The following is a 26,416-nucleotide window of genomic DNA, read 5'->3' as shown; positions in this document are numbered from 1 at the left end:
ATTATTATATAGTATTTTACGCATTTTTCAAGTGTTTTTCAAGTTTTTTTAAATATTCCAGAAAATTAAGTGAATCCTCAAAAGCTCCACTTACAATTAATATTTTTATTGAAAATGGGCTAGACATTGAAAATTCAATATTTTCCCTATATTTTTCCCTTAGGGAAGAAAATTTTTCAAGTGAGAAAGCATTCATATCTTCATAAAAGAAATTAATATACTTACCATCATTATATACCCTTTTAAATGAAAAATCTTTTGCTATATTTTTAATAAGAGCTGTTTTTATAACATTTTGAGTTGGAACTGGAATCTCTCCAAATCTATCAAGAAGTTCATCATTTAAATCAAGCAGCTCATCGTAAGTCTCAACTTCAGATATTCTTTTATAGATTTCTATCTTGCTATCCAAATCCTTTATATAAGATGATGAAATATAGCTATCTAGTTTAAGGTCAATAGTTATATCACTATTTTGGCTAGTAATCTTTTCTCCCTTAACTTTTTTAAGAGCCTCTTCCAAAAACTTAACATAAAGATCATATCCTATTTGATCAATATGACCCGACTGACTTTCTCCAAGCATATTACCGGCCCCTCTAAGCTCTAAGTCCTTCATAGCAATTTTATAGCCAGAACCTAAATCTTGAAAATCTTTTATTGCCTTTAATCTCTTTTCTGCAATTTCAGTAAGAGATATATTTTTTTCGTAAGTTACATAACAAAAAGAAGTTCTATCACTTCTTCCTATTCTACCTTTAAGCTGGTAAATTTGAGATAGGCCCATACGGTTCGCACCATATATTATCATTGTATTTGCATTTTTTATATCTAGTCCAGTCTCAATAATAGATGTTGAAAGTAAAATATCATATTTATAGTCATTAAAATCTTTCATAACCTTCTCTAATGCTCTTGGTGTCATCTTTCCATGTCCAATTGCTATTCTTGCTTCAGGAACTAAATTAGATAACTCAAGAGAAACTCTATCAATATCCAATACCTTGTTGTAGACAAAATAAATCTGCCCATCTCTTTCCATTTCTCGAATGATAGCTTCCCTAATTATTCCAGGTTCATATTCTAAAACATAGGTTGCTGTTGGAAATCTATTTACCGGTCTTTCATCTAAAAGAGACATATCTCTTATGCCCACAAGTCCCATTTGAAGCGTTCTAGGAATTGGAGTTGCAGAGAGCATTAAAACATCAATATTTTCTCTTAAAATTTTTAACTTTTCTTTCGCCCTTACTCCAAAACGCTGCTCTTCATCTACTATAAGTAATCCTAGGTCTTTAAATTTTATATCACTTGATAATATCCTATGCGTTCCAATCAAAAGATCCACATAACCTTTTCTCGTGTTTTCTAGTATTGCATTTTGCTGAGCTTTTGTCCTAAATCTAGAAAGCATTTCTATTTTAACGGGGAAATCTTTCATTCTTTCAAGAGCTGTTTCATAATGCTGGTTTGCAAGAATAGTTGTAGGAACTAAAAATGCAACCTGCTTGCCATCCATAATAGCCTTAAATGCAGCTCTTAGTGCTACTTCTGTCTTTCCATATCCAACATCTCCACAAAGAAGCCTATCCATAGGATTATCGCTTTGCATATCCTTTTTTATCTCATCTATTACTCTTAACTGGCTAGATGTTTCCTCATAGATAAATGAATCTTCAAACTCCCTTTGCCAAGGAGTGTCTTTTGAAAATTTATAGCCCTTAAGTTTAAGTCTTTTGGCATAAAGTTTTACCAAATCTTCAGCAATCTCATCAATAGCTTTTTTTGCCCTTTGCTTTATCCTCTGCCATTCTCCTGAACCAAGCCTAGTAAGTCTTGGTGCTTCTCCTTTTGATCCTATAAACTTTTGAATGACATCCATCTGGTCAGTTGGAACTAAGAGTTTATCTTCTCCCCTATATTCTAAAGTTAGAAAATCCCTTGTCGTTCCATTTATCTCTCTTTTACTAATCCCCTTATATTGAGCGACTCCATGAATTTCATGAACTACATAATCTCCAACTTTAAGATCTGTAAAAGAAAGTAAGTCCTTAGATTTTTTTGCTTTTTTATTTTTTCTATATATTTTAAGAGTTTTTCCATAAATTTCATGACCAGTTAAAAAAATAGTATTTAAATTTTTATATTCAAATCCCTTAGAAAAACTTTTATTAGCTAAATAAATGCCAGATGACTTTAAATCATTAGTCTCATCAAATGAAATTGTGTAGAGTCCATTAGAATCTAAAACTTTTTTTAATTCCTTTCTAGATTCTTCGCCTTCTTCCATTAGAACTGTTTTTAAACCGTTTCTAATATTTTCTCTTAAATATTCTATTAGTCTGTTAAAATCTCTGTTGAAGGCGAAAACTTCAGAAGAAACTATCTTTATCTCACTATCAAAATCTAAAATTCTACTTCTTTTTAGTATTGAAGTAATATTTATATATTTGAAATTTTTGAAAGCTTTTAAAGTATCCTTAAAGGATATAATCGCCTTTTCAAAAGATGAAAAAATCTCTCCTTCCTCAATTCTACTTGTGACGTTATCTAAAAAACTTTTCTCATAGAGGTATGCCTTATCATAAAGCCTAGTAATATCTTCAAAAATTATAAGGTCATCAGCTTTTAGATAGTCTAAAATTGAAGCATAAGAATCAGATTTAATGTATGGGCTAATAAGATCTAGATTTTTTATAAAATCCATATTTTCAAGACTTTGCTGTAAAATTTCAAACTTATTAGCTAACTTTTCATTATTTTCATCAGAAAGTTTAGAAAATTCTAAAGACTTTAAATCTTTTTCGATTCCCTTTCCTATATCCTTAAAATCCCTATCCTTTAATAAAAAACTTCTTGCTGGTATTATCTCGACTTCGTCCTTATTTTCTAAAGACCTTTGAGTATTTACATCAAATACGCTTATCCTATCTATCTCATCACCAAAAAGCTCAATCCTATATGGATCCTCATAAAGAGGTGGATAAATATCAATAATACCTCCTCTTATAGAAAACTCAGACCTTGCTTCTACTTTTTCAACCCTTTCATATCCCATCTTTATAAGCTCAAGACTTAGACTAGTAGTATCAACTGTAGAAGATAAATTTAAAGTTTTTCTAAGAGATTTAAAATAGTTTGGAGTCGATATTTTTTTAAAAGATGAATTAATAGACGTTACTATTATTATTTTCTCATTATTTAAAAGCTTATTTTGAACGCAAACTCTCTCAATTTCCCTATCATCCTCAATTGCCCTAATATTATAAAATGAAATTTCACTTGTAGGATAATAATAAATATTATTAAGTCCTAGTTTTTTTAGGCTTGAATAAACTTCCTTAGCTCTTAAATCATCTTCTGTAAATAAAACAATTGATCCAGCATAACTTTCATTTAAAGACAATGCAAAATGAGGGATGGCCTCACCCACCATACCATGTAGGTAAATTCTGCCCTCTCCCTCTAGATCAGAAACTATTTTCTTGTATTCTTCAGACTTTTTTAAAATCTCTTCAAGTTTCATTATATTACACTTTTTCCATTATAAATATTCATAGCAGAATCAGATCCGTTTTTTATAATTTCTTCAACAGCATCTGCTGCCAAATCAATCTCGCCCTCAATAGTTTTTATCTCAGATTTATCAAACCCGCTAAGAACAAAATCCTTCATATCTATAAAAGGTCCTCTTTTACCAATAGATAATTTTACCCTATCAAACTCATCACTTTGAATATGGTAGAGTATTGATTTCATTCCATTGTGAGTTCCAGCAGACCCCTTCTTTTTAATTCTAATAGTTCCAAACTCAATATCTGAATCATCATATATAACTATAAGATCCTTTTGACTTAGCTTAAAATAAGAAAGTGCCTCTCTAATAGATATACCAGAATCATTCATATAAGTATAAGGTTTTAGGAGTATAACATCTTCCCCTAAAATATTTCCCTTGTCATAAACGCCCTTAAACTTAATCTTTTTTACTTTAAAATTATATCTTTTTTCAAGTTCATCTATTACCTTAAACCCAACATTGTGTCTTGTATATTCATAATTTGAACCAGGATTTCCCAGACCTACTATAAGTTTCATTAATCAAATAATTTAGATACAGAGTCGTTAGTGTTAATATTTTTTATTACATTTGCAATAATTGGAGCAACTGAAACAATCTCAATCTTATCAGATTTTTCTTTATTAGAAATATCAATAGTATCAGTTATAACGCACTTTTTAACAACGGAAGAATCTATCCTTTCAATAGCAGGGCCGGATAAAACTCCATGAGAAGCTGTAATATAAACTTCCTTTGCTCCCCTGTCAATTAAAGCATTTGCTGCATTTGTAATAGTTCCAGCAGTGTCTATAATATCATCTATAATAATACAGTTTTTACCATCAATATCTCCAATTATATTCATAACTTCAGATACATTTGGCTTTGGTCTTCTCTTTTCAATAATAGCTATAGGAAGATTTAAAAAATTAGAAAACTTTCTAGCTCTTGTAACCCCACCAAGATCAGGAGAAACAATAACCCAATCATCTTGATTTTTAACTAAATTTTTAAAATATTTAGATAGAGTTTTTACTGCAGAAAGATGGTCAACTGGAATATTGAAATAACCTTGGATTTGTCCAGCGTGAAGGTCCATAGAAATAACTCTATCTGCTCCAGCCATTTCTAAAAGGTCTGCTACTAATTTAGCTGATATAGGCTCTCTACCCCTTGTTTTACGGTCTTGTCTAGCGTATCCATAGTATGGAATAACTGCATTTATTCTGCCTGCTGATGCCCTTTTAGCAGCGTCTATCATAATAAGAAGCTCCATTAAGTTATCGTTAACAGGAGTAGAAGTAGGCTGAATAATATAAATATCATAACCTCTAACAGTTTCATCGATAACTACAGAAATTTCTCCATCTTTAAACTTTTCAATTTTAATCTTTCCTAGTTCAATTCCAATATTCTTAACTATATCTTCAGCAAGTTTAACATTACTAGAACCAGTAAAAACCTTTAACTTTCCTTCCATAACTTCTTTAATTTTCCTCCCTATAAATAATATTATTTTTCTTCTTTTAAATTTTTTCTATAAACCCATTTTTTAATATGTCTTGACTCTGCCCTATTAATAAATAAATCGCCATCTTCAACATCAGTTGTTACAGTAGACCCAGCGGCTATAAAGGAATTTTTAGCTAGCTTTAAAGGAGCAACAATATTTGCATTGGAGCCAATAAAACATCCATCTTCAACTATTGCCCTGTGTTTATTTTTCCCATCATAATTTACGAAAATAGCACCACAGCCTATATTTATATTCTCTCCTAGATCTGCATCTCCAACATAGGCTAAATGTCCAGCCTTTGTTCCTTTTCCAATAGTAGAATTTTTTACCTCAACAAAATTTCCAAGATGAACTTTTTCTTTTAAGTGAGAATTTGGTCTAAGATGGGCAAAAGGTCCCATATCGCTTCCTTTTTCTACCCTTGACTGTTCAATATAAGAAGACTTAATAACAACATCATCTTCTATAATAGAATCCTTAATATAAGAGTCCCCTGTTATTAGGCACCTTTCTCCGATAGAAGTATTTCCAAGAATCCTTGCTCCAGAAAATATTTCAGTATCTCTTCCAATTTTAACACCAGGCTCAATAAAAATATCTTCCCCTCTTAAAAGAACTCCCTCTTTCATAAAGTCTACATTAACTCTTTTTCTAAGCTCCATCTCAAGATGAAAAAGCTGGTCTTTAGAATTTACACCCTCAACCTGAATATTGTCGCAAGTCTTATATACGCCAATTTTTTTACCATTACTTGATAGAATTTCAATCATATCAGTAATATAATATTCATTTTGATCGTTATCTGTTCCAATTTCCTTTAGGTGTTTCTTAAAAAGATCTCCCCTGAAAATATATATTCCAGGATTAAATTCCCTTATTTGAAGTTCTTCTGGACTTGCATCTCTTTGTTCAACAATTTTCTTTAAAACATTGTTTTCATCTTTTACAATCCTGCCATATCCAAAAGGATTTTCTTTTTCGGCAGTTATAAGGGATGTATCAAAACCTCCATTTTTATGAAATTCAATAAACTTAGATAAAGTTTCAGCTCTTATAAGTGGAATGTCTCCACTTAAAACAAGAACCTGATCACAATCATCAATAAAAGGGCTTGCTAAATTTGCAGCATAAGCAGTTCCATAAGGAAGACCCGGACCCACCTCTTGATGCAAAAACTCCACATCTTCTCCCTTAAATAAATCTTCTAAGTAAGCCTTATTCTCTCCAGCAACTATACAGATTTTATCTGATCCAGAATTTTTAGCTGCAGAAAAAATATAACTTATCATTGGCTTATTTAAAATTTTTGTAGAGACTTTTGAAAATGACGATTTCATTCTTTTGCCTTCACCAGCAGCAAGAATTACCGAAACTATCAAACAAATCCCTCCTTCAATATATAAAAATTTTTATTCAAATTAATTTTATCATAATTATAAAAAGATTAAAAGCTTGTAAAATAATTATAAATTAACTATAATAGAAATGTTATAGAAACGGAGGTAGCCATGTTCCAATTTGATTTAGATATAAATCCAAAAATAAAAGTTCATTTTATAGGTATAGGTGGGGTAAGTATGTCCGGTATCGCCCACTTACTACATGACAGAGGATTTAAAGTAACTGGCTCAGATAGAGGAAAAAAATCCACATTCAAAACAACTTGAAAAACTTGGAATTAAAATTTATTACGAGCAGACAAAAAATAATTTACAAAGTATTGAAAAGCCGGACCTAATAGTTTATACAGATGCCATCCTAGATGATAATGAAGAACTTATATATGCAAGAACTCTTGGTGTTCCAGTAGTGACTAGGGGTGTGTTTTTAGGTGCACTTATGAAAAACTACACCCATTCAATTGCAATTTCAGGATCTCATGGAAAATCAACGGTAACAAGTATGATTTCATCAATTCTTTACAATACAAAATATAATCCATCCATACTTTTAGGGGGAGATTTAGACTCAATAAAGGGAAACGTGCTTGTTGGAGATAGGGACTATTTAGTAACAGAAGCTTGCGAATACAAGGCAAATATAATAAATTATTATCCTTCTACAGTAATAGTTTTAAACATTTCCCCAGACCACTTAGATTTTTACAAGGGCCTGGATGACCTTATTCATACATTTGAAAGATATATGGAAAATCTTAATGAGGATGCCAATGCTATAATAAATATTGACGATCCAAATACCCACTCCTTGCTTAGCCATGTAAAAGGGAAAATTCATACATTTGGAATTGAAAATAAAGACGCAAAATATAGTGCAGAGAACATTAAATTTGATGAGGCTGGTAGACCAAGTTTTGATTTTATAGAAAATGGAGAAAAGATTTTCAGAATAAGTCTTCCAGTAATTGGCAGATTTAATATCTACAATGCTATGGCAAGTATTGTAGCTATGCTTGTAACAGAAGTAGATAAGGACCTTATCAAAGAAAGAATAGAATCTTACAAACCCCTTCATAGGAGAATGGAAATAGTAGGAGAATATAAGGGAGCAAGTATAATGACAGATTATGGCCATCATCCTAAGGAAATTAAGTCAACTCTAGATGCCCTATCTGAACATAAGAAAAATAGACTTGTTTGTATATTTGAGCCTCATACCTATTCAAGAACCAAGATACTTCTTCATGACTTTGAAAAAAGTTTCGACTCTGCTGATGAAGTTATAGTAACTGAAATATATGCAGCAAGAGAACACTTCGACCCAACAATTCATTCAAAAGACCTAGTTAAACTTTTAGTGGAAAGAGGAGTTAATGCAAAATATATAAAAACATTTGAAGAAGCAAAAGATTATATCTATAAAACAGTCCAAAAAGATGACCTAGTTATAACTACAGGCTGCGGTATTCCTCATATATTAGCATATATGATAGCAAAGGATAGATGTTTCGATAATGCTTTAGACGATTTATAAAAATTATAATTATTATAGTGAATCAGAAATGATTCTCTCATAGTGTAGACAAAATCCAAAAATGCTTTTCCGACTACAGAAATTGAGAAATTCTAAATCTCATAATCCTGTAAATCGCAAACTCGCTTACGCTCAAGCAGTGCGATTTACGGGCGGATTATTTCAATTTAAATTTCTTACAATTTCTTTCGTATGGAACGCTACCTTTTGGATTTTGCTACTTTGTCAACAAATTGAGAGAATCGGAAATGATTCTCTTTTTTTTTTAAAAATTTTTCCTCTCTTTCTATTTTTTTAGAAAATAATATTTATTTAATAAAGTTTTTGCTTATAGCAAATTATTTCTATATTAAAAATATTTACATAAAATATATTAAAAATTTAAGTATAATAAAATCCTTATTTATCTTAAAATTATTTTAACTTGAAGGATAGGCATACTTTTATATTAATTTTTTGAAATATAACAAGAAAAAAAGAGAGTGGATTTATCCACTCTCTTGAGTTTATCTCTATTTGAAAAGATTTTCGCTTACGCTATTTTCTCCTCCAAGTACAAAGATTTTTTCTATTTGGTTTCTTTCTAGATATTCTTTTACTACTTGTGGTAATTTATCTTTGTTTGTTAATAGTATTGGGGCTTCTACTTTTCCTGTTACCCCTCCAAATACTAGTGCGTCTGCGTATGCAGTGCTATTAGCTAAAGCGATTTGTTTTGGATTTACAAATGCTCTTTCTGCTATTTTTACTGCTGTTTCGAATCTATCTTTTCCTGAGATTCTGTCCGCTTTTACTCCTAGTTTTACTGAGTTTTCTCCGCCTACTATTAGGATGTCTTTGGCTTTTTCTACTAGTTCTTTTGCACATTCTGGTATGCTATCTTTGTTTACTAGTATTATTCCTCTATTTTCTACTTGTGCTAGGCTTGATGCTGTTAGGGCATCTACTAGGCTTTGTCCGTTTGCTAGGATTAGTTTTTCTGTTTTTCCTGCGGCTTTTGCTATTTCTACTGCTGTTTCGAATCTATCTTTTCCTGCTATTCTATTTAGGTCTAGTTTTAGATTTTCTACTGCTTTTTGTGTTACTGAGTTTAAGCCGCCTATTAGGATTATGTTTTTGGCTCCTAGTCTTTCTATTTCTTTCGCTACTTCGTCTGGAGTCATGTCTTTCTTTATTAGTAGGATTGGTGCGTTCTTTTCTTTTGCTAGTACGCTTGCTGCTAATGCGTCTGCTTCTTTTTCTCCATTTACTAGGATTACGGTCTCTGCACTTTCAAAGTTTTTCTTTGAGATTTCTACTGCTGTCTTGTATCTGTTGTCTCCAGCTTGTCTTTCTTTTTTCTATTCCATCAAAGATGTTCTTTTCTGGTTTTACTTCTGGCTTTGGTTCTGGCTTAACTTCAGGCTTTGGATCTGGTTTTGTTCCTGGTTTTTCTCCTGGAATTGGATCTGTGCCTGGTACTTCGCCTGGTGTTGGATCTACAGGCTTTTGTGGTTTTTCTTTTAAGCCTTCTATTGCTTTTTCTAGGGCTTCTTTTGCCTTATCTATTTCTTCTTGGCTTGTTGCATTTTCTAAAGCTTCTTCTGCTTTTTTGATTGCTTCTTCTAAAGCTTTTTTAGATTCTTCTGTTTTGTTTGTTAAATCTATTTTCTTTGCACTATCTACTAGTTTTTGAAGTTCTGTTTTATTAAGTTCTTCTGGTTCTTCTTCGTCAAACACTTCATATATAACATCTAATTTTCTATCTAATGGTGAAATTGTTTGAATATATCCATAAACATCCTCACCTTCAGCAGTGTAGAAAATTGGAAGTCCATTTTCATCGTTAATATCTTGTTTTCCAAAAGAATATTCCCATTTCTTGTCAGCGCTTGTTGTAACTTCAGTAACTTCAGTAAATTCAGATCCTTTTAAAAGTTTAACCTTTAGAGTTTTTGGAAGGTTTGTAGCATTTTCATCTGGCCATTCAACTTTACCCTTTAGTTCTTTTTTGGTTTTCATCGCCTGGTTCTTCTTCTCCATCATATACTAAGCAAACATCATCTAAGCTTGCATTGCTATCTGCTAAAGGAGAATCATGGTATCCTTCAGCTTCTCCGCTTAAATAATATAGAATAAATTTGTTATTTTCATCGTATTTCTTTAGGTTTTTAAAAGTATATTCCCAATTTTTGTCAGCAGAAGTTGTAGTTTCAGCTACATACTTCTTATTTAAATAAGATCCGCTATATAGTTTTATAGTTACTTCAGCTGGTCTCTTGTCTTCATGACCTTCATCGCCAACCCAAAATACTTTTCCCTTAATTTCTTTGTCGCCTACTTGGCCTGGATCTTCTCCGCCTCCAGTAATCTTAGTATTTACTATATTATATGGATTGTCTTTATCCCATTCACTAGTATAACCTTCAACTTCATCTTCATACACAGAATAAAGTATAGGCACTCCACTCTCATCATTTACTGGAACTTTACTAAATGAATATTTCCAGCCTTTTTCTTTATTGGTTGTAACTTTTTCAATTAGTTCTGGTTTAGTAACTCCCTTATATAGACCAACTGTAATTTCTTCTGGTCTTTCTTCTGGAGCATCTCCAACCCATTTCTTTTCTCCAGTTATAACAGTAGTGTTAGGGTCATCTGGGTTAACCTGACCAGTGTAAGTTAGTGTTATAGAAGTTGATCTAACCAGACCATAGCTTACTTCGTAGCCAGCTGGAATTTCTTCTAATTTTACATCATACTCAAAAGAATTTCCCTCTTCATCTTCTACTACAACTTCATCTGGGAATGAGTAGAACCACATAGTTGAATCTGGTGAATACTTAAAAGGCTCTACTGTAATAGATTGAAGGACTTCTGTTTCACCCTTCTTATATAGGTTTAATTTTAGACTTGTTGGTCTAACAGCTTTATTATCATTTACAAAAGTGATAATACCTGAAATATTTTGAGTAGATTTCTTATACTCTTGACCGCATCCATTTTCTGTATTAACTTCAACAACTCTTGAGCTTTCGTTTCCAAATAGGTCTCTAGCTACGAATTTATAAGTGTTTACACCCTTTTGAGCAGGAAGTACCTTAGTAAATTCTCCTTCCATTCCATATCCGCCTAGAGGTCCATCAGACTTGTCAAGAACTCCAACTTGTTGGAAGTCTTTCCAAGAGCCGTAGCTTGTTGGAACTTGTTCGTAAACTTCAACGTGCCAGAAATTATCTTTTACTTTGAATGTAAATTCTATATTTCCATCTGTTAGACACTTAGCTTCTACATCCATCTTAGGTTTTTCATTATCAATTAGGTGGATTTGAGCAGCTACACTGTCTCTTCTTCCATCAGCTTTAATTGTTACTCTTAATTTGATAAGAGGATTTGGAACTGGTTTTATTAGACCAATAAACATTACCTTTCCATCTTTTGTATTTGAAGGCATTCCAACTCCAGATGCAATAACCTTATTTGTTGTTGTATCTATTTGGTCTATTTGAACTGATTTTATTTCGTCTTTGTCTATTGCTCCACCAATATTTCCTGCAACTATCATCTTAGTAGGATCTTTGTCGTCATACATTGCCCTAGCAAGACTTGGGGTAATGAAACTTATAGAATAAGGAGCTTTTAGTTTTTTAAGATCGTCGATAGTATCATCAGTGCTGCCAGTATCTTCATCAGCTTTTATCTTCTTAGTAAAGTCAACCTTTACTTCTTTACCTTTATTTGTAACTCTATCATAAGCATATACTACAAGATTTTCCTTATCCTTAAAAGCATCATCTAGCTTAAATACAATCTTTCCGCCTTCTTTAAAATCTTTGTAAGCATCTTCTGTTCTAAATTTAAATAACTGACTATTAGTTTTGTCGTCTTTATTATCTTTGTCTAAAACTTCGATTGCTAGAGAGCCTGATAGGGCGTCTTTACTTGTAACTACGATTTCTCCCTTAGCTTCGTCATAACCTAAATACTGAGCTTCTGGTCCAGTATAGTCTGGTACTAAAGGATATTTCTTAACTTGAGTTTTTCCATCATAGTTTAGTTTAGTTTCAAAAATAACCTTGTAAACTTCACCTTCTGTAGCAAGTTTTCCATCTCTTAGACTTAAGTCCCAGTAATTCCACTTGTCAAAAGTAGTAGGTGGATTATCAGCTGATATTCTATAAACTTTTCTATTGTTTTCAAAGTTATTTATTGTTTTAATTTCATTTCCATCAGGTCCTTCAACTGCAAGTCTAAATACTTCTGCATTTCTTAAGAAAGTGATTATTGCATTAAGACCTAAAGACTTATTTGTGAAAGCAACTTTTTCGCCCTTATATTCAGCTATTGGTAGTGGAAATTCACCTGTCTTGTTTGTTAGGTAAGACTTTCCGAAGAAAGATTCTTCAAAGCCAACTAGGCCATCTGTAGCTGAAGGCTCACTATAATCTCCATAGAATCCAAGGAATGGAACATTTAAAGTTGGGTTGTTTTCACTCTTTAGAAGAATAAATCCATCAATATATTGATTTCTTTCTACTCCGCTAAAGTTAACTTTATAAGTTACTTTCTTAGTTTCATTAGGATTTAGTACTATTTCACTGTCTCCATCTAAGCTTGCTTTTACTTTTGTAGTTTTTTCAGTATATTTTTCATCTACAATTTCTTCTGTTAAAGCTATAACTTCTGGAGTAAATTTAATTTCTTCTTTAGAATCATTAGTTAGTTCTATAACTGCTTCAAAAGATTCAGTACCTATAGATTTGATTTCTAATTTTGGATCATTTTCACTATCATTTGTTCCAGTTACGTTTAATCTAACTTTTGTATTTATAGCATTTAATACATTAGCAAGACCTGCACCTTGCTCCATAACTGAATAAGTGTATCCAGATGGATTAGCGATAGGTTCAGCTGTATTCATTAGAAGCTGTTTAATATAATTATTATGATCCTCTCTAGCTATACCCCTATCCATTAAAACTTGTGCAAGTAAAGCACTTGCTCCAGCTATATGAGGAGTAGCCATTGAAGTACCACTCATTAATCCATAAGTGTCGTCATTTAAAGTTGAGTAAATATTTCCACCAGGAGCTGTGATTTCAGGTTTCATTCTAAGATCTGAAGTAGGTCCCCAGCTTGAGAATACACTCATCTTATCCTTTTCAGGATTTTCTAAAAATTCTTTTTCACCATTAAATGTTACTTTTATTTTATCAATATTTGCCTTTATAGCTTCACCGTCTTTTTGGCTAATAGAAACTAGAGGGATTGTAACCTCTCCTTGAATAGCCATTCCAAAAGAACCTTCTTTGTTATTATAAACAATTGCAGCTATAGCACCATTTTTTTGCGCATTATCTTTCTTCTCTGTAAAAGTAATTCCGCCTCTTTGAATAAGAGCAACCTTACCAGCTACTTCTTTTCCTTCATAATCTTCAGTCTTACCAAGTCCTACGTCTACTATTTCAGCTTCCTTTGGAAGTTTGTCTAAAGGAGATGCTGAAACAAGGCTTGCAAGATAAGTCATTTCATTTTGTCCATCTGAAATCTTTATAGTATTTGACCATGTATGAGTATTTTCAAATGAAGCAACAGATAAAGATTCTGGATAAGTTGATGGAGAGCCAACATTTCCTAAGTCAGGATTTGTCTTAGGCATTTGAAGGCCAGTTCCATCTAATATATTTCTATCATTACCAGCTGCAATAGCTACAACTATACCATTAGCTGTTGCTTTTTTAAATACCTTTTGTTCTGGCGACTCAGATCCACCAATATAAAGACCTGCTGGTGCTCCAAGTGACATATTTATAGCATCTGCTTCAAGTTTAATAGCATCTTCTATAGCTACTATATATGAATCAGAGTAAACTCCATTTAAGCCAGCATTGTCTGAGAATACCTTCATTCCAAGAAGTTGAGTTTCAGGTGCAACCCCTTTTATTCCACCATTTTCTGGGTCGCCATTTGCTCCAACAGTTCCTGCAACGTGCATTCCGTGTGGTTCAGCTGATTTATTATCTTTAAAATCTTTATCCCCATCTGCATAGTCAAAGCCGTAAGGAACTTTGTCTGAGTAATAAGCTTGGTCAGCTCCATTATTAAATAAACTTAAACCTTTATCTTTACCTATTTGAGCAACCTTTTCCTTAGTAAGTTTTGCTTTAGAAGGATCTGTTAGTTTAAGGTCTTTATGAGTAAAATCAATTCCTGTATCAACAATAGCTACTACTGTTCCTTGACCTTCTATGTTTGTAAGACCATCACTAATAGTTCTTTTCCAAACTTCATCAGCCTTTATAAGCTTATCTGAGTTGTTCATGCTTGGAGTAATTTCTGGTCTTAGATAGTATCTAGATTCAAAAATATTCTTAACTTCTGGAAGCTCTGCAATCTTTCTAATTTCTTCTAAGCTTGCAGTTGCAGTTACTTGGTTTAAAATAACTTCTGTAGTCTTAGACTTATCAATCCTCGCTCCAGTTCTTTCAATTTTTTTACTAGCACTTTTTTGTTCATTAGAAATTTCTTTAGAATAACTATCATAAGTAGCTTTTGATAGTTGTCCTACAGATTTTCCAAGTTTAGTAGCCCTATCAATAATAGGGTCCTTAGAAAATTCAATAATAACTCTTTTTTCTTCTTTAGAGTCATCGTTAAGTAAGTTAGGATCAATTTTGTCCTTAGGGTCAACAAATTTGTCAAATTGACTACTTGTCTCAACTTTTTCACTGGCAAAAGTAAATGGAATTGAAGAAAATACCATTACAAATGCAAGTAGCAAAGAAAGTAGTCTTTTATTTTGATGCATGTATAATTCCTCCTTTTATATTAAAGATATAAATATTATATGTATAATTTCTTAAAAAGTAAATGAATTATGAACACTTTAACTACTAAAATGGATAAAATAATGTAAAAAAATTAAGTTAAACGTTTTCTTATGCATATAAATATAAAAATCAAAGCACGACCAATATACTAGGATTAAATCAATCTTTGTATATTTTGACTATATAAAATTTTAAAAATAATTTACTTTTTTAAAATTTATCATGCTTGTAAAAAATTTTTTCCTTGATTCTGATATTTATTTGTTATAATCATATAAAAAGTAAATAGAATCTGCTAAATTTTGTATAAAAATAAAAGTAAAACAGGTAAGAAATTTATATTTATACAATTAATAAAATGTTACATTTCATTAACATTTTTTATCTTTTTCTACAAGCAAGATGAATAGCCTTATATGTCGCATTAATTATTGTTAAATTAAATTTACAATTTTTAATCTTGAAATATTATATGTTTATCTTTTTTAAATATGTATGATTTCTTGATTTTTTGAATTTATATTTTTTATGTTTTTTGCTTTTTTATTTTTAAATTGCTGCAGCTACTCATTTTTAATAAAAAAAAGATATATAAAGGCCAGAGTGTAGACAAAATCCAAAAATGCTTATCCGACTGCAGAAACCCCAAAATTCTAAATCTCATAATCCTGTAAATCGATAGCTCGCTAACGCTCAAACAGTTTGATTTACGGGCGAATTATTTCAATTTGAATTTCTTACAATTTCTTTCGTATGCAGCGTGCCTTTTGGATTTTGCCACTTTGTAGGCAGTCTGATAAAGGCTTATGCCAGTATATATCTTAATTAAAAAACTATATTTTTCTATTTTTAAATTTGAATTTCAGTGAATTTACAAAATAATTTGGATTAACTTTTTCATCAATTCCAAGAATTACAGAAAGTATGTGGTGTGTATTATTATTTTTCATAAAAACCCTTGAGCAGGTTGAGCAGTAGGTGTAAAGCTCTTCACCTTTTATTGAATGAATCATAGAATCTGAAATTTCTTTTTCAAATGCCCTAGCTCCTCCTCCCATCCCGCAGCAGTTTACTTCCTGGTATTTTTCATAGTATGAGTTTTCCAAAAATTCTTCTATATATTTAAATATTTCTCTTTCATATCTGTCTGGGCAAGGAAAGTGAATAAGAATTTTTTCCCTTATTTTATTTCCTATATTATTTTCCAAAAGCCATTCATATATTGAAATTATTTCTAAGTCTGTATTTTCTTTAAGATAATAATAGCAATTTGAGCATGCAGTAACAAGTCTTTTGGTCTTTGAACTTATTAGAAGTTTTTCTAATTTACTTAAAGATCTTTCTGCCCTTTTAAAATCTCCAGCTAATTTAATTGGTAATTTGCAGCAGTCAAATGAAAAATCTCCACCTCTCTCCAAAAATAATTTAACTATTTTAGCGTTGGTCTCAGGGTAGAATGCAGCAAAATTACATCCAGGAAAATAAATATCCATACTTTTTGAACTTTTTTTTACATTATTCTTAAATGGAAAATAATCTTTAACTAAATTACTTCCTACTTTTCCTTTTTCAGCTCTAAGTATTATTGAAATTTTTTTTCCATCCAAAGACATTGGACAGACCGATTTACACTTACCACACATAAAGCAGTTATAGGCAAGGTCAACTCTATCAGTATATTCCTTTAAATCCAAGTCATATTTATTTAAAAAAGGACAGGCTTTTTTGCATTTATTACAAGAAATACACTTCATGCGAACATTTTCAAGATAGTCTGTAGATTCTTCTAATTTCTTCAACGCTTTTCCCCCTCCTATACATACTCTGCGCCTTTTGCATGGTAATAATTGTCTTCCAAAGTCCATTATTTATAAATCTTCTGCCTGAGCTATAGATTTTCTGGTCTAGTAATTTTATCCTATCTCCATTTTTTTTAACCCTTATAGAAAAGTCATAATCTTCCATAAAATCTATATTTTTAAAGTGCCCTAAAGAATAAAAATACTCCTTTCTAAAAAACATTCCCTGGTCTCCAAAGGCAATATTTCTATATTTAACCCTTCTACTAGAATTTCTAGCTACCATTTTAAGTCCAAGCGATTTTTCTATAAATTCCAAGCTAAAGCATCCAATTTTATATTTTTCAAGAGTGGATTTTATATTTTCTTCTGGACTTTTTTTAAAAAAACTATCAGAATGTAGTATTAAAATATTATCTCCACATGACTTTTCTACTCCCAAATTTAGCTGCTTTCCCCTACCTTTATCTCCACTATAGACCTTATATCCACTTTTTTTTATTTTTTCAAAGGTAGAATCAGTAGATCCTCCGTCTACAAAAATTATCTCCGTATCTTTAGAAAAAATTGCAAGTTTTTCAAAAAAACCCTCTAAAATCTGAGCTTCATTATATACTGGCACTATAACACTTAACCCATCTTCCATCTAATCCCTCATGAATTTATAATTCTAATTTTTAAATAATATCGTATTTAACATTACAAATTTTATCTATATAAGACCCCTTACTCTCTTTTTTATAAAAAACAAAAGTCTTAGAACCATTACTAAAGTGGATTAACTTTTCATCTTCATAGATTTTCTTTGTCCTAATTCCACCTATGTAGCTAGCAAGACTATTTATATCATCAATATCCATAGTTCTTTTTAAAATATATGTTTCTAAATTAATCTTATTTGCTGAGTCAATTAATTCTGTAAAAACTTTATTATGGGAGAAAGTTTTACCAATAAAAAGAGTCTTGTAAGCTTCCTTCAATGAAATAAGGCTGTAGCCTCCATCCAAAGTATTAGAAACGACCATATCGTAACTTTTAATTTTGCTCTCAAGCTCTAAAAGCATATTTTTTTCAAAGTCAACTACATCCGCCCCCATTATAGTAACACTATCGTAGTGTTTTAGGCCATCGTAAATAGAATAATACATTTTTGAGCCAAGGTCATAACCTCTTTGAAGAATTGTTTTAACCCCATATTTTTTTTCTAAAATATCCACATATTCTTCCTTGCTCGTTGATAATAAAAAGTTAAAGTTAGAATTTTTTACAAGATTGATATTTTTTTCAAGTAAACTTTTAGAAAGCCTCATGCTATCTTCTATATTTAAATCTTTTGAAAGTCTTGTTTTGCTAACCCCATCTATATGAGGCTTGGCATAAATAAGTATCAAATTTCTCATCTAATCACCCTAAGCTAAGTTAAAATTTAATCTAAAAAATTTTAAAATAGTTTTAATTTTTTCTAATATGTAAAAAAAGGCTCTCCTAGGAGAGCCAGATTATTTTAATTATTTTTCAAGTGTAAATTCATATTCCTTTGTTCCATCATTTGAGTTGTAAACTTCATATCCTTCAGCTTTTAAAATCTTAGCAACTTCAATTGATTTATTTCCTGAATAGCAATAAGTATAAACAGGTTTATCCTTTGGAATATCAGCTAACATATCTTTTACATTGTCAGCATTAGCATTGATAGCTCCCTTTAAGTGTCCTTCTTCATAATCTTTTGCATCTCTAGCATCTATTAGAGTAGCACTTCCTTCATCTGCAACCTTTTGAAGGTCTTTTCCAAGAACAGCTGGGATATCAATTAAAGTATATTCAAATTCTTTAACGCCAGGAGCATTAGTAATATCTTTGTAACCAGCATTAACTAAAGCTTCAGCAGCCTTGCCTGATTTTTTACCAGAGTTGCAATATAAAATGATTGGCTTGTCCTTATATTCTTCTAGAATACTTGGATCTGCAACTATATCATCAACTCCAATATTTACTGCGTGAGATAAGTGACCAGCGTCATATTCTTCTTTTGATCTAACGTCTACAACTAGATTTTGTTCTTTAAGTTTTTTATCTAGTTGCATTTTTTCTAGTTCTGCTGCATCAATTGATTTGATTTCAGCTTTTTCTCCAGCATTATCCTCTGGTTTTTCAGCATCATCTGTTTTGTTAGCATCATCTGTTTTGTTAGCATCATCTGTTTTGTTAGCATCATCTGTTGTTGTTGCTTGGTTACTAGTAGTACTATTATCTGGTGTAGTAGTGTCTTTGTTACATGCGGCAAATGATAAACTTGCCATTAGCATTAAAGCTAATATTACTTTTTTCATCTAAATTTCTTCCTTCCTTCTTTTTAAGTATTTGTCTAACTAAGACATTTACAATTATAAACTGTGTTAAATGAAAAGTCAATATATATTACAAGACTGTAAGGTTTGTAACTGTTTTTTTACTATTAGTCTATTTACACTTTCATCTAGCCCAGTTTATATATAGTTAATTTTGTTTTTTCAAAACTAACTATATATATTATACCCACATTCTAACTTTTCCACACAAAATAATAATTTTATCTTATTCATAAGAGTTTTTAAAAAACTACCAAAAAATAAATTTATTTTTATAGAAAAAAACGAGTTTATATTCCTAATAAATTATTGTGTATTTGATATAAGAATCTAGAAGTAAAATTTTTATATTTTAACTAATAAATGAAGTTTTAAAAATAATAGCCTGTAAAATTTTGTTACTAAATAAGTCTTTTGGCTCTTAGAGCAGAATTAATTCTTTTTAATGCAAACATATAAGAAGCTTCTCTTAAGGTAGAATTGTAAGAATTTTTGATCTCTAAGACATTTTCAAAAGAACTCTTTAGACAATTTATTAATCTTTCAATAACTTCATCCCTAGTCCAATACAAGGAAGTCCTATTTTGAACCCACTCAAAATATGAAACTATAACTCCACCAGAATTAGCCAAAATATCTGGAATAACATTCACATTTTTTTCCTTTAGAATTTCATCAGCCCTTGATGTTGTTGGCCCATTGGCTCCTTCTATAACTAGCTTAGCATTTAAAATTTTAGCCTCATCCTCATCAATAGAATTTTCCAAAGCACAAGGAGCAAATACATCTACATCTAGTGATAGAAAGTCTTCTCTACTAATAAATTTAGCACCACAAGTAAGATTTTTATATGAAGACTCTTTTAGACTTACTAACTCATCAAATGAAAATCCATCTTCTTTATACAAATAAATTGGCTCGGACTTGTAGTCTAATTCTTTTATAGCGATGATTTTAGAGTTTTTTTCTAAGACATTTTTAGCAAAGAAAGATCCGACATTTCCAAAACCTTCAAGTGAAATAGTCTTTCCTGCCAAACTTTCGCCGCAATTTAAAAAGTAAGCCTCTAATATTGTTGCTACGCCAAGACCAGTTGATTCACTCCTACCCTTGCTGCCTCCAAAAGCAATAGGTTTACCTGTGGTTACGCCAGGGGCTTTTCTATTTTCTAATTTTTCGTATTCATCAGCCATAATCCCCATTATCTCTTCATTTGTACCTACATCTGGGCCAATGCTGTCTTTTTCTTCCCCAACGTAAGCGGAAATAGCATCAATATAAGCTCTAGCAATTCTTTCAAGTTCAGAAGAGGAATATTTTTTAGGGTCTAAATTAACTCCTCCCTTTCCACCTCCAAATACAATACCAGCAATTGCAGTTTTAAATGTCATCCACATGGATAGGGTCATAACTTCCTCTCTAGTAACTAAAGGAGAAAATCTTACTCCACCCTTAAATATACCAAGTGCATTTGAGTGCTGAGACCTAAAAGCCTTAAAAACCTTAACACTTCCATCATCTAATTTCACCGGTAAATTAACTTCAATAATTCTCATAGGATTTTTTAAAATCTCATAAATATCATTATTTAGGCCAAGTTTTTTTCTAGCATTATCTATTTCTTTCCTTACAGAAAGAAGAGGACCATAATTTTCTTCCATAAAATCAACCTTTCAATTTAAAATTCAGATTTATTATACCACTAAACATATTTAAAAATAAATATATTAAAATATAAAAGCTTTAATGCTTTTTTGTCAAATTAAATTCTTTATATTTTTAGTATTTCAATTTTGAAGTTTTTTTCTAAGAACAGTAAGCATACATTTTAATATTTTTATGGAGATATAAAAATCAATTGTCCTTTAGCCCATTGAGGAGTTTAATTAGTTTTAATTCCTAAAAGCTAATAAATTCTAGTTTAATCGGGAGCCTATATTTTTTATCTTATAATTATTTTATTTGATATTGTTTTTTTAATTTAAATACTTGAATAGATGAGTTTTGTGTTTTAGAATTTAAAAAACTTTACTTATCTTTCTTTGCTTTTATATGTAAAAAGAGAGTGGACTTATCCACTCTCTTGAGTTTATCTCTATTTGAAAAGATTTTTGCTTACGCTATTTTCTCCTCCAAGTACAAAGATTTTTTCTATTTTGTTTCTTTCTAGATATTCCTTTACTACTTGTGGTAATTTATCTTTGTTTGTTAATAGTATTGGGGCTTCTACTTTTCCTGTTATTGCTCCAAATACTAGTGCGTCTGCATAAGCTGTGCTATTTGCTAGGGCGATTTGTTTTGGATTTACAAATGCTCTTTCTGCTATTTTTACTGCTGTTTCGAATCTATCTTTTCCTGAGATTCTGTCCGCTTTTACTCCTAGTTTTACTGAGTTTTCTCCGCCTACTATTAGGATGTCTTTGGCTTTTTCTACTAGTTCTTTTGCACATTCTGGTACGCTATCTTTGTTTACTAGTATTATTCCTCTGTCTTCTACTTGTGCTAGGCTTGATGCTGTTAGGGCATCTACTAGGGTAATTCCGTTTGCTAGGATTAGTTTTTCTGTTTTTCCTGCGGCTTTTGCTATTTTAACTGCTGTTTCAAATCTATCTTTTCCTGCTATTCTTGTAATGTTTTGTTTTAGATTTTCTACTGCTTTTTGTGTTATTGAGTTTAAGCCACCTATTAGGATTATGTTTTTTGCTCCTAGTCTTTCTATTTCTTTTGCTACTTCGTCTGGAGTCATGTCTTTCTTGATTAGTAGGATTGGTGCATTCTTTTCTTTTGCTAGTACGCTTGCTGCTAGTGCGTCTGCTTCTTTTTCTCCATTTACTAGGATTACGGTCTCTGCACTTTCAAAGTTTTTCTTTGAGATTTCTACTGCTGTTTGGTATCTGTTGTCTCCAGCTTGTCTTTCTAGTTCAATTCCATCAAAGATGTTCTTTTCTGGTTTTGGTTCTGGTTTTACTTCAGGCTTTGGATCTGGTTTTGTTCCTGGGTTAGGTCCTGGGATTGGATCTGTGCCTGGTGTTGGATAATCTTTTTTAGCTTTTAGCTTAATATCATATCCAGTTACTTCTGAAGTAAATCCTGGAAGATTAGCATCTACAGTATAAACATTTAATTTTCCATTTTCACTTTCAGGACCAGTTGTTTTAAATACATATCCTTTATCTTTTTCAGCTTTAACAACTGCGTAAAGGCTTCCATTTTTATATATTGAAACATTTACATATTCAGGTAAATCTTTTTGAGTATCTTCAAAAGTTACTTTACCTTTTATTTCAGTAGTTTTTTCAGCTGTATGAACATAAGTGTAATCTACATTTAGTCCATTAATCTTTTTAGTATAAGAATCTAAATCTTCAGCTTGAATAGTAAAGTCATGTTTTTGACCATTTTTATCTAAAGCAACCTTATCTTTAAATGTGTACATCCAATTTGTTTTAGAACTTACTTCGAATGTATCAACTGCAACTCCATTATCAAGTAGAGTAACTTTAACACTTTCAGGTCTTACATCTCCAACTTCACCATAGAAGTTTACAACTCCTGAGATATCCTTAGTTATTTCTTCATTTTCTTCATTAGGGTCACAAGCTTCAGCCTTTTTGATTACAAATTTAATAACAGATCTATCGCCAGCATCGTCATAAACAATAAGTGCTAAATTGTTTTCTCCATCAACTAGGTCAGGTCTATATTCAAATTCTCTTGTATAACGTCCAGCTGTATAACTCCACTTATCTAATGAAGCAAGAAGTTTACCATCTTCTACAGATCCATCTTCATTAACTATTCCTTCAACTACTTGAACATAGTTATAGTCATCTGTGATTTTGATCTTAGCATATCCCTTGTCATCAGTTGTACATCTTACGATGTCTAATATTTCAATTTCAGGAGCCATTTGATTTACGAAGAAATGCTTAGCAACTGTTACGTATTTGTCGCTATTAATTGGTTTTACGCTAACTCTTACATCATATAGTGGAATATCGAAGTTTCCTTTGATTTTACCACTAAAGCTAAAGCCAGGTCCAAATTCCTTAGCATCTTCGCCTTCACCAAATTTAACATTTTCAACTGGTTTAACTTCTATATCATATCCGCTTTCTATTACTTCACCAGTTTTAGGGTTAACAAGCTCAATCTTAATATCATCTACTCCATCTATTCCCCAAACAAATCCATTTACATCATTTACATCTTTTGGATATGAGAAGTTATCTTTTGGATTTTGAACAGATATTCTTACAGAAGAATCTGGGTTTGGAACATTAGTGTTAGTTAAAGTGTTTTCTATATTAAGTCCTGTTCCATTAAATACTTTATCTTCTATATAGATACTTAAATCTTGACCCTTAGACCAATTTTCAGGTAAATTAAGAGTGATTTTTCCTGAATTGAATTGCTCTATAATATCTTTACGCTCTTGATCGCTTTTAGCCATATTAGGATATAGGTTTACAACGCTATCTAAAGTCTTGTTCCAAATTTCAACGTAAGATACACCTGATAGATTGTCTTCAAATTCAATAGTTATAGTTCTATTAACTGGATCAAGCTCATAATTCTTAATTGTTGGCTTAACGATATCAGCGATTAATTTATATTTTGGAGAAGTATAATCGTCTTTTTCAGGTGTACCATTAAGGTCTGCCTTAAGCTGAGCGTAGTATTCTTCTCCATCAACTAATCCGCTTGGTTCCCATCCAAGTTCGTTAAAGAATTGAGTTTCAGGGAATATTCTTCCATTGTATTTCTTAAGTCCCCAAGACTCTAATGTTATATTTCCTTCTTTTAAAGTTTTTCCATCTTTATCTGTATAGATTGCGTCTATACTATTTAAGTTTCTCATAATAGTTAATACAGGGTTAACTGCAGTTTCATAAGAGAAGTAAACAGCATAGTCTTTAACTTCTTCCCCATCTCCAACTTTTATATTTGGTAGGTGTGTCCAGCCATTATCTTTTGGTCTAGATGAGAATGCTTGCCATTTATAGTAGTTTGGTTCATTGTATTGCCAGAATCCACCAAATGGTGCTGGTTCTGCCCAATTTCCATAGAAAGCTAAGAATGGAATAGTTATACTTGAGTTACTATCAGAATCAAATGTAATATATCCATTTAGGAATTGATTCTTTTGAACTTCGTCTGTAACAGAAACTTCAACTTCTACATCTATGCTTCCATTTGCTGGAACGGTAACTTCCTTGTCAGCGCTTACAGTAGCGTTTAGTCTTTGAGACTTGTCTGTATACCATCCATCAGGATTAATCTCTGGAGTTAAAGCGATTACTGATGGAGCATTAAATTTAACTGCCTTTTCTGAAAGGTTGTTAAAAGTTATAGTTGTTTTGAAATTCTTTGTACCAATTGATTTAAGTTCAAGTTTTCCATCGGCTTTTGTGTCCGCTCCACCAACTGCTGTTGCATATACATTTGTTTTAACAGCATCTAATACATTTAGTAAACCAGCTCCAGCTTCCATAACTGAATAGTAAGATCCATCTGTAGTTGGGTCAGCTATAGGGTGAGCTGTATTCATCATTATTGTCTTTGCAAGGAATGCTTGCTTGTCTCTAGTAATATTAAATCTATCTCTTAGAGCTTGAGCAATAAGAGCAGTTGCTCCAGTAACATGAGGAGTAGCCATAGAAGTACCACTCATAACCATATATTCTCCGTCATTTTGAAGAGAGTAAATGTTGTTACCTGGTGCTGTAATTTCTGGCTTCATTCTTAAATCTGGTGCAGGTCCCCAAGAAGAAGATTTAGCCATTTGTTTTGCTGTAGGGCTATCTATAAGTTTTTTATCATTTCCTATAGTAGCTTTTGTAGCATCTATTAATTTAAGTCCATCTGCGTGTCCAATAAAGGCCATAGGAATTTGATATGGTGCATCAATTATCATGCCCATTAAGTCGTTTCCACCTGCTTCGTGGTTGTAGATAATTATTCCTGTAGCTCCATGTTTTTCAGCAAGTCTTGTTTTTTCAGTAAATGATGCATTTCCTCTTTGTACTAGAACAATCTTACCACTTGCGTCTACTCCAGCATAATCATCATCACTAGCACCATATCCAACTGAAACTATACCATATTCTTTTCCTAGATTATCATGAGGTGAACCTTCGTGAAGAATTGCAGGAATTTCAAGAGTCTTTCCATCTTTACCTGTAAAAGATACATAGTTGAACATACTCTTGTCGTTGTTATATGAAGCAACTGCAAAAGAGCCTTCATAAGTTGCAGGATCTCCAACTACTCCTACGTCTGGGTCAGTTAAGAAGTTGTGAGGAACATCTCTTCCGTCATTTTGGTTTCTATCATTACCAGCAGCTATATTACATACAACTCCAGCTTTATTTGCATCGTTTAAAACCTTATTTAAAGTTGTATTTTCATCGTCATAATATGAGTTTCCAGCGATTCCACCAAGTGACATATTTAAAGCGTCAGCTTGAAGCTTTGTTGCATCTTCTATAGCTCTAATATATTGTTCTTCCCAAACAGAATCATTTGTCATTTCATTTGAGAAAACCTTCATTGCAAGAATTTGAGCTTCTGGAGCAACCCCTACTACCTTACCATTAGCTGCTGCAATACCAGCAACGTGTTGGCCGTGAGATTCATCTTTGTATTCTCTTACATTTGTTGAAGAGTCTTGATAATCATACACATAAGGGAATTTTTCATTGTGGTATACTCCTAGAAGAGTATTGTCGCTATTTTTTAAAGCTTCAATATCAGCTTCTTTGTATCTAACTTTGTCTGTATCAGTTAATTTGAAGTCAGGGTGATTTACATCAAAGCCTGTATCAATAATAGCTACAACGCTTCCTTCTCCCTTATAACCATAATCAGCCCAAACTTTATCTGCTTCAGTTATTTTAACTGCTTCAGACATTGTTGGTTCAGCAGGTCTTAAATATCTTCTTGAAAGGCGAATTTCTCTAACGTCTTTGTGTTTAGCTATATCTTCTATTTCAGATAAGCTTACTTCTGTACTTATAGCGTTGATAGCGTTTGAGAACTTATCTTCAGCCTTAATATCAAGATCTTTTACAAGTTTTTCTTGAGCTTCAGTATTTTTTTCAGTTATGTTTTTAACTTCTGTAGCTGATAAGTCTTGTAGAGCCTTACCTTCTTTAGCTGCAGTTTCTAAAACTGAGTCTTCCTTTAACTCAATAATAACTTTAACCTTTTTAACAGATTGATTGCCACTTATCATCTTTCTAAGTGTCGGATCTATAGTTCTGTTAAATTTCTTATTTTCAACTTTTTGGCTTGTACTTTTTTGTACAGGCTTATTAGCATTTCCAGCAGCATATGTTCCTGCAAATGATGGTAATATCATTACTAGTGCTAAAAAGAATGCTAATATTCTTTTTTGAAATTTTTGCAATTTATGCACATCCTTTCTTTGTATTTATACGACTTTA

The 26,416-nt window shown here is 31.7% G+C and carries 13 protein-coding genes and 1 pseudogene; 1 reads left to right on the top strand and 13 read right to left on the bottom strand.

The annotated features are described in order from the left end of the window. Positions 1-16: 16 nt before the first annotated feature. From mfd to glmU, 4 genes are read right to left on the bottom strand one after another with little or no spacing between them, the layout of a single operon-like run. Entirely contained in the window at positions 17-3,526 is a 3,510-nt protein-coding gene (gene mfd / locus VLK81_RS03250; protein ID WP_324619174.1) for a transcription-repair coupling factor, read from the bottom strand. Continuing rightward, complete coding sequence (pth, locus tag VLK81_RS03245) at positions 3,526-4,098, bottom strand: aminoacyl-tRNA hydrolase (protein WP_324619172.1); 573 nt, start codon at positions 4,096-4,098, stop codon at positions 3,526-3,528. Before pth ends, mfd begins: the two co-directional genes overlap by 1 nt. After that, the gene (locus VLK81_RS03240) at positions 4,098-5,042 is read right to left on the bottom strand and encodes a ribose-phosphate diphosphokinase (protein WP_324619170.1); all 945 of its coding nucleotides are present in this window, start codon (positions 5,040-5,042) and stop codon (positions 4,098-4,100) included. The genes pth and VLK81_RS03240 overlap by 1 nt, the downstream gene beginning before the upstream one ends. 32 nt (positions 5,043-5,074) lie before the next feature. Continuing rightward, complete coding sequence (gene glmU, locus VLK81_RS03235; protein WP_324619168.1) at positions 5,075-6,457, bottom strand: bifunctional UDP-N-acetylglucosamine diphosphorylase/glucosamine-1-phosphate N-acetyltransferase GlmU; 1,383 nt, start codon at positions 6,455-6,457, stop codon at positions 5,075-5,077. Positions 6,458-6,586: 129 nt separating this feature from the next. Here glmU and murC point away from each other — a divergent pair. Next, positions 6,587-8,012: pseudogene (murC, locus tag VLK81_RS03225) on the top strand (UDP-N-acetylmuramate--L-alanine ligase). Between the two features lie 512 nt (positions 8,013-8,524). On the opposite strand, the gene VLK81_RS03220 reads toward murC, so the two are convergent. The 9 genes from VLK81_RS03220 to VLK81_RS03180 form a co-directional block, all read right to left on the bottom strand. After that, complete coding sequence (locus VLK81_RS03220; RefSeq protein WP_324620438.1) at positions 8,525-9,304, bottom strand: cell wall-binding repeat-containing protein; 780 nt, start codon at positions 9,302-9,304, stop codon at positions 8,525-8,527. Further along, positions 9,285-10,013 (bottom strand): Cna B-type domain-containing protein, encoded by a 729-nt coding sequence (locus VLK81_RS03215; protein WP_324619165.1) that lies wholly within the window; start codon positions 10,011-10,013, stop codon positions 9,285-9,287. The genes VLK81_RS03220 and VLK81_RS03215 overlap by 20 nt, the downstream gene beginning before the upstream one ends. After that, the gene (locus VLK81_RS03210) at positions 9,985-14,799 is read right to left on the bottom strand and encodes a S8 family serine peptidase (RefSeq protein WP_324619164.1); all 4,815 of its coding nucleotides are present in this window, start codon (positions 14,797-14,799) and stop codon (positions 9,985-9,987) included. Before VLK81_RS03210 ends, VLK81_RS03215 begins: the two co-directional genes overlap by 29 nt. An 855-nt stretch (positions 14,800-15,654) precedes the next feature. Continuing rightward, the gene (locus tag VLK81_RS03205) at positions 15,655-16,620 is read right to left on the bottom strand and encodes a heterodisulfide reductase-related iron-sulfur binding cluster (RefSeq protein ID WP_324619162.1); all 966 of its coding nucleotides are present in this window, start codon (positions 16,618-16,620) and stop codon (positions 15,655-15,657) included. Continuing rightward, positions 16,586-17,266: a TIGR04283 family arsenosugar biosynthesis glycosyltransferase gene (locus VLK81_RS03200; protein ID WP_324619160.1), complete on the bottom strand. Its 681-nt coding sequence runs from the start codon at positions 17,264-17,266 to the stop codon at positions 16,586-16,588. The genes VLK81_RS03205 and VLK81_RS03200 overlap by 35 nt, the downstream gene beginning before the upstream one ends. Before the next feature lie 31 nt (positions 17,267-17,297). Continuing rightward, positions 17,298-18,020 (bottom strand): TIGR04282 family arsenosugar biosynthesis glycosyltransferase, encoded by a 723-nt coding sequence (locus VLK81_RS03195; protein WP_324619158.1) that lies wholly within the window; start codon positions 18,018-18,020, stop codon positions 17,298-17,300. A 108-nt stretch (positions 18,021-18,128) separates the two neighbouring features. Continuing rightward, on the bottom strand, positions 18,129-18,950 hold the full coding sequence (locus VLK81_RS03190; RefSeq protein ID WP_324619156.1) for a rhodanese-like domain-containing protein: 822 nt from the start codon (positions 18,948-18,950) through the stop codon (positions 18,129-18,131). Positions 18,951-19,369: 419 nt separating this feature from the next. Next, a complete protein-coding gene (locus VLK81_RS03185; RefSeq protein WP_324619154.1) occupies positions 19,370-20,629 on the bottom strand; it encodes a Glu/Leu/Phe/Val family dehydrogenase in 1,260 nt (419 codons plus the stop codon). A 434-nt stretch (positions 20,630-21,063) separates the two neighbouring features. After that, on the bottom strand, positions 21,064-26,379 hold the full coding sequence (locus VLK81_RS03180; protein WP_324619153.1) for a cell wall-binding repeat-containing protein: 5,316 nt from the start codon (positions 26,377-26,379) through the stop codon (positions 21,064-21,066). Positions 26,380-26,416 lie beyond the last annotated feature (37 nt).

The sequence above is a fragment of the Citroniella saccharovorans genome (assembly GCF_035481615.1).
GTDB lineage: Bacteria > Bacillota > Clostridia > Tissierellales > Peptoniphilaceae > Citroniella > Citroniella saccharovorans.
This window is presented reverse-complemented; position numbering and strand designations above follow the sequence as displayed.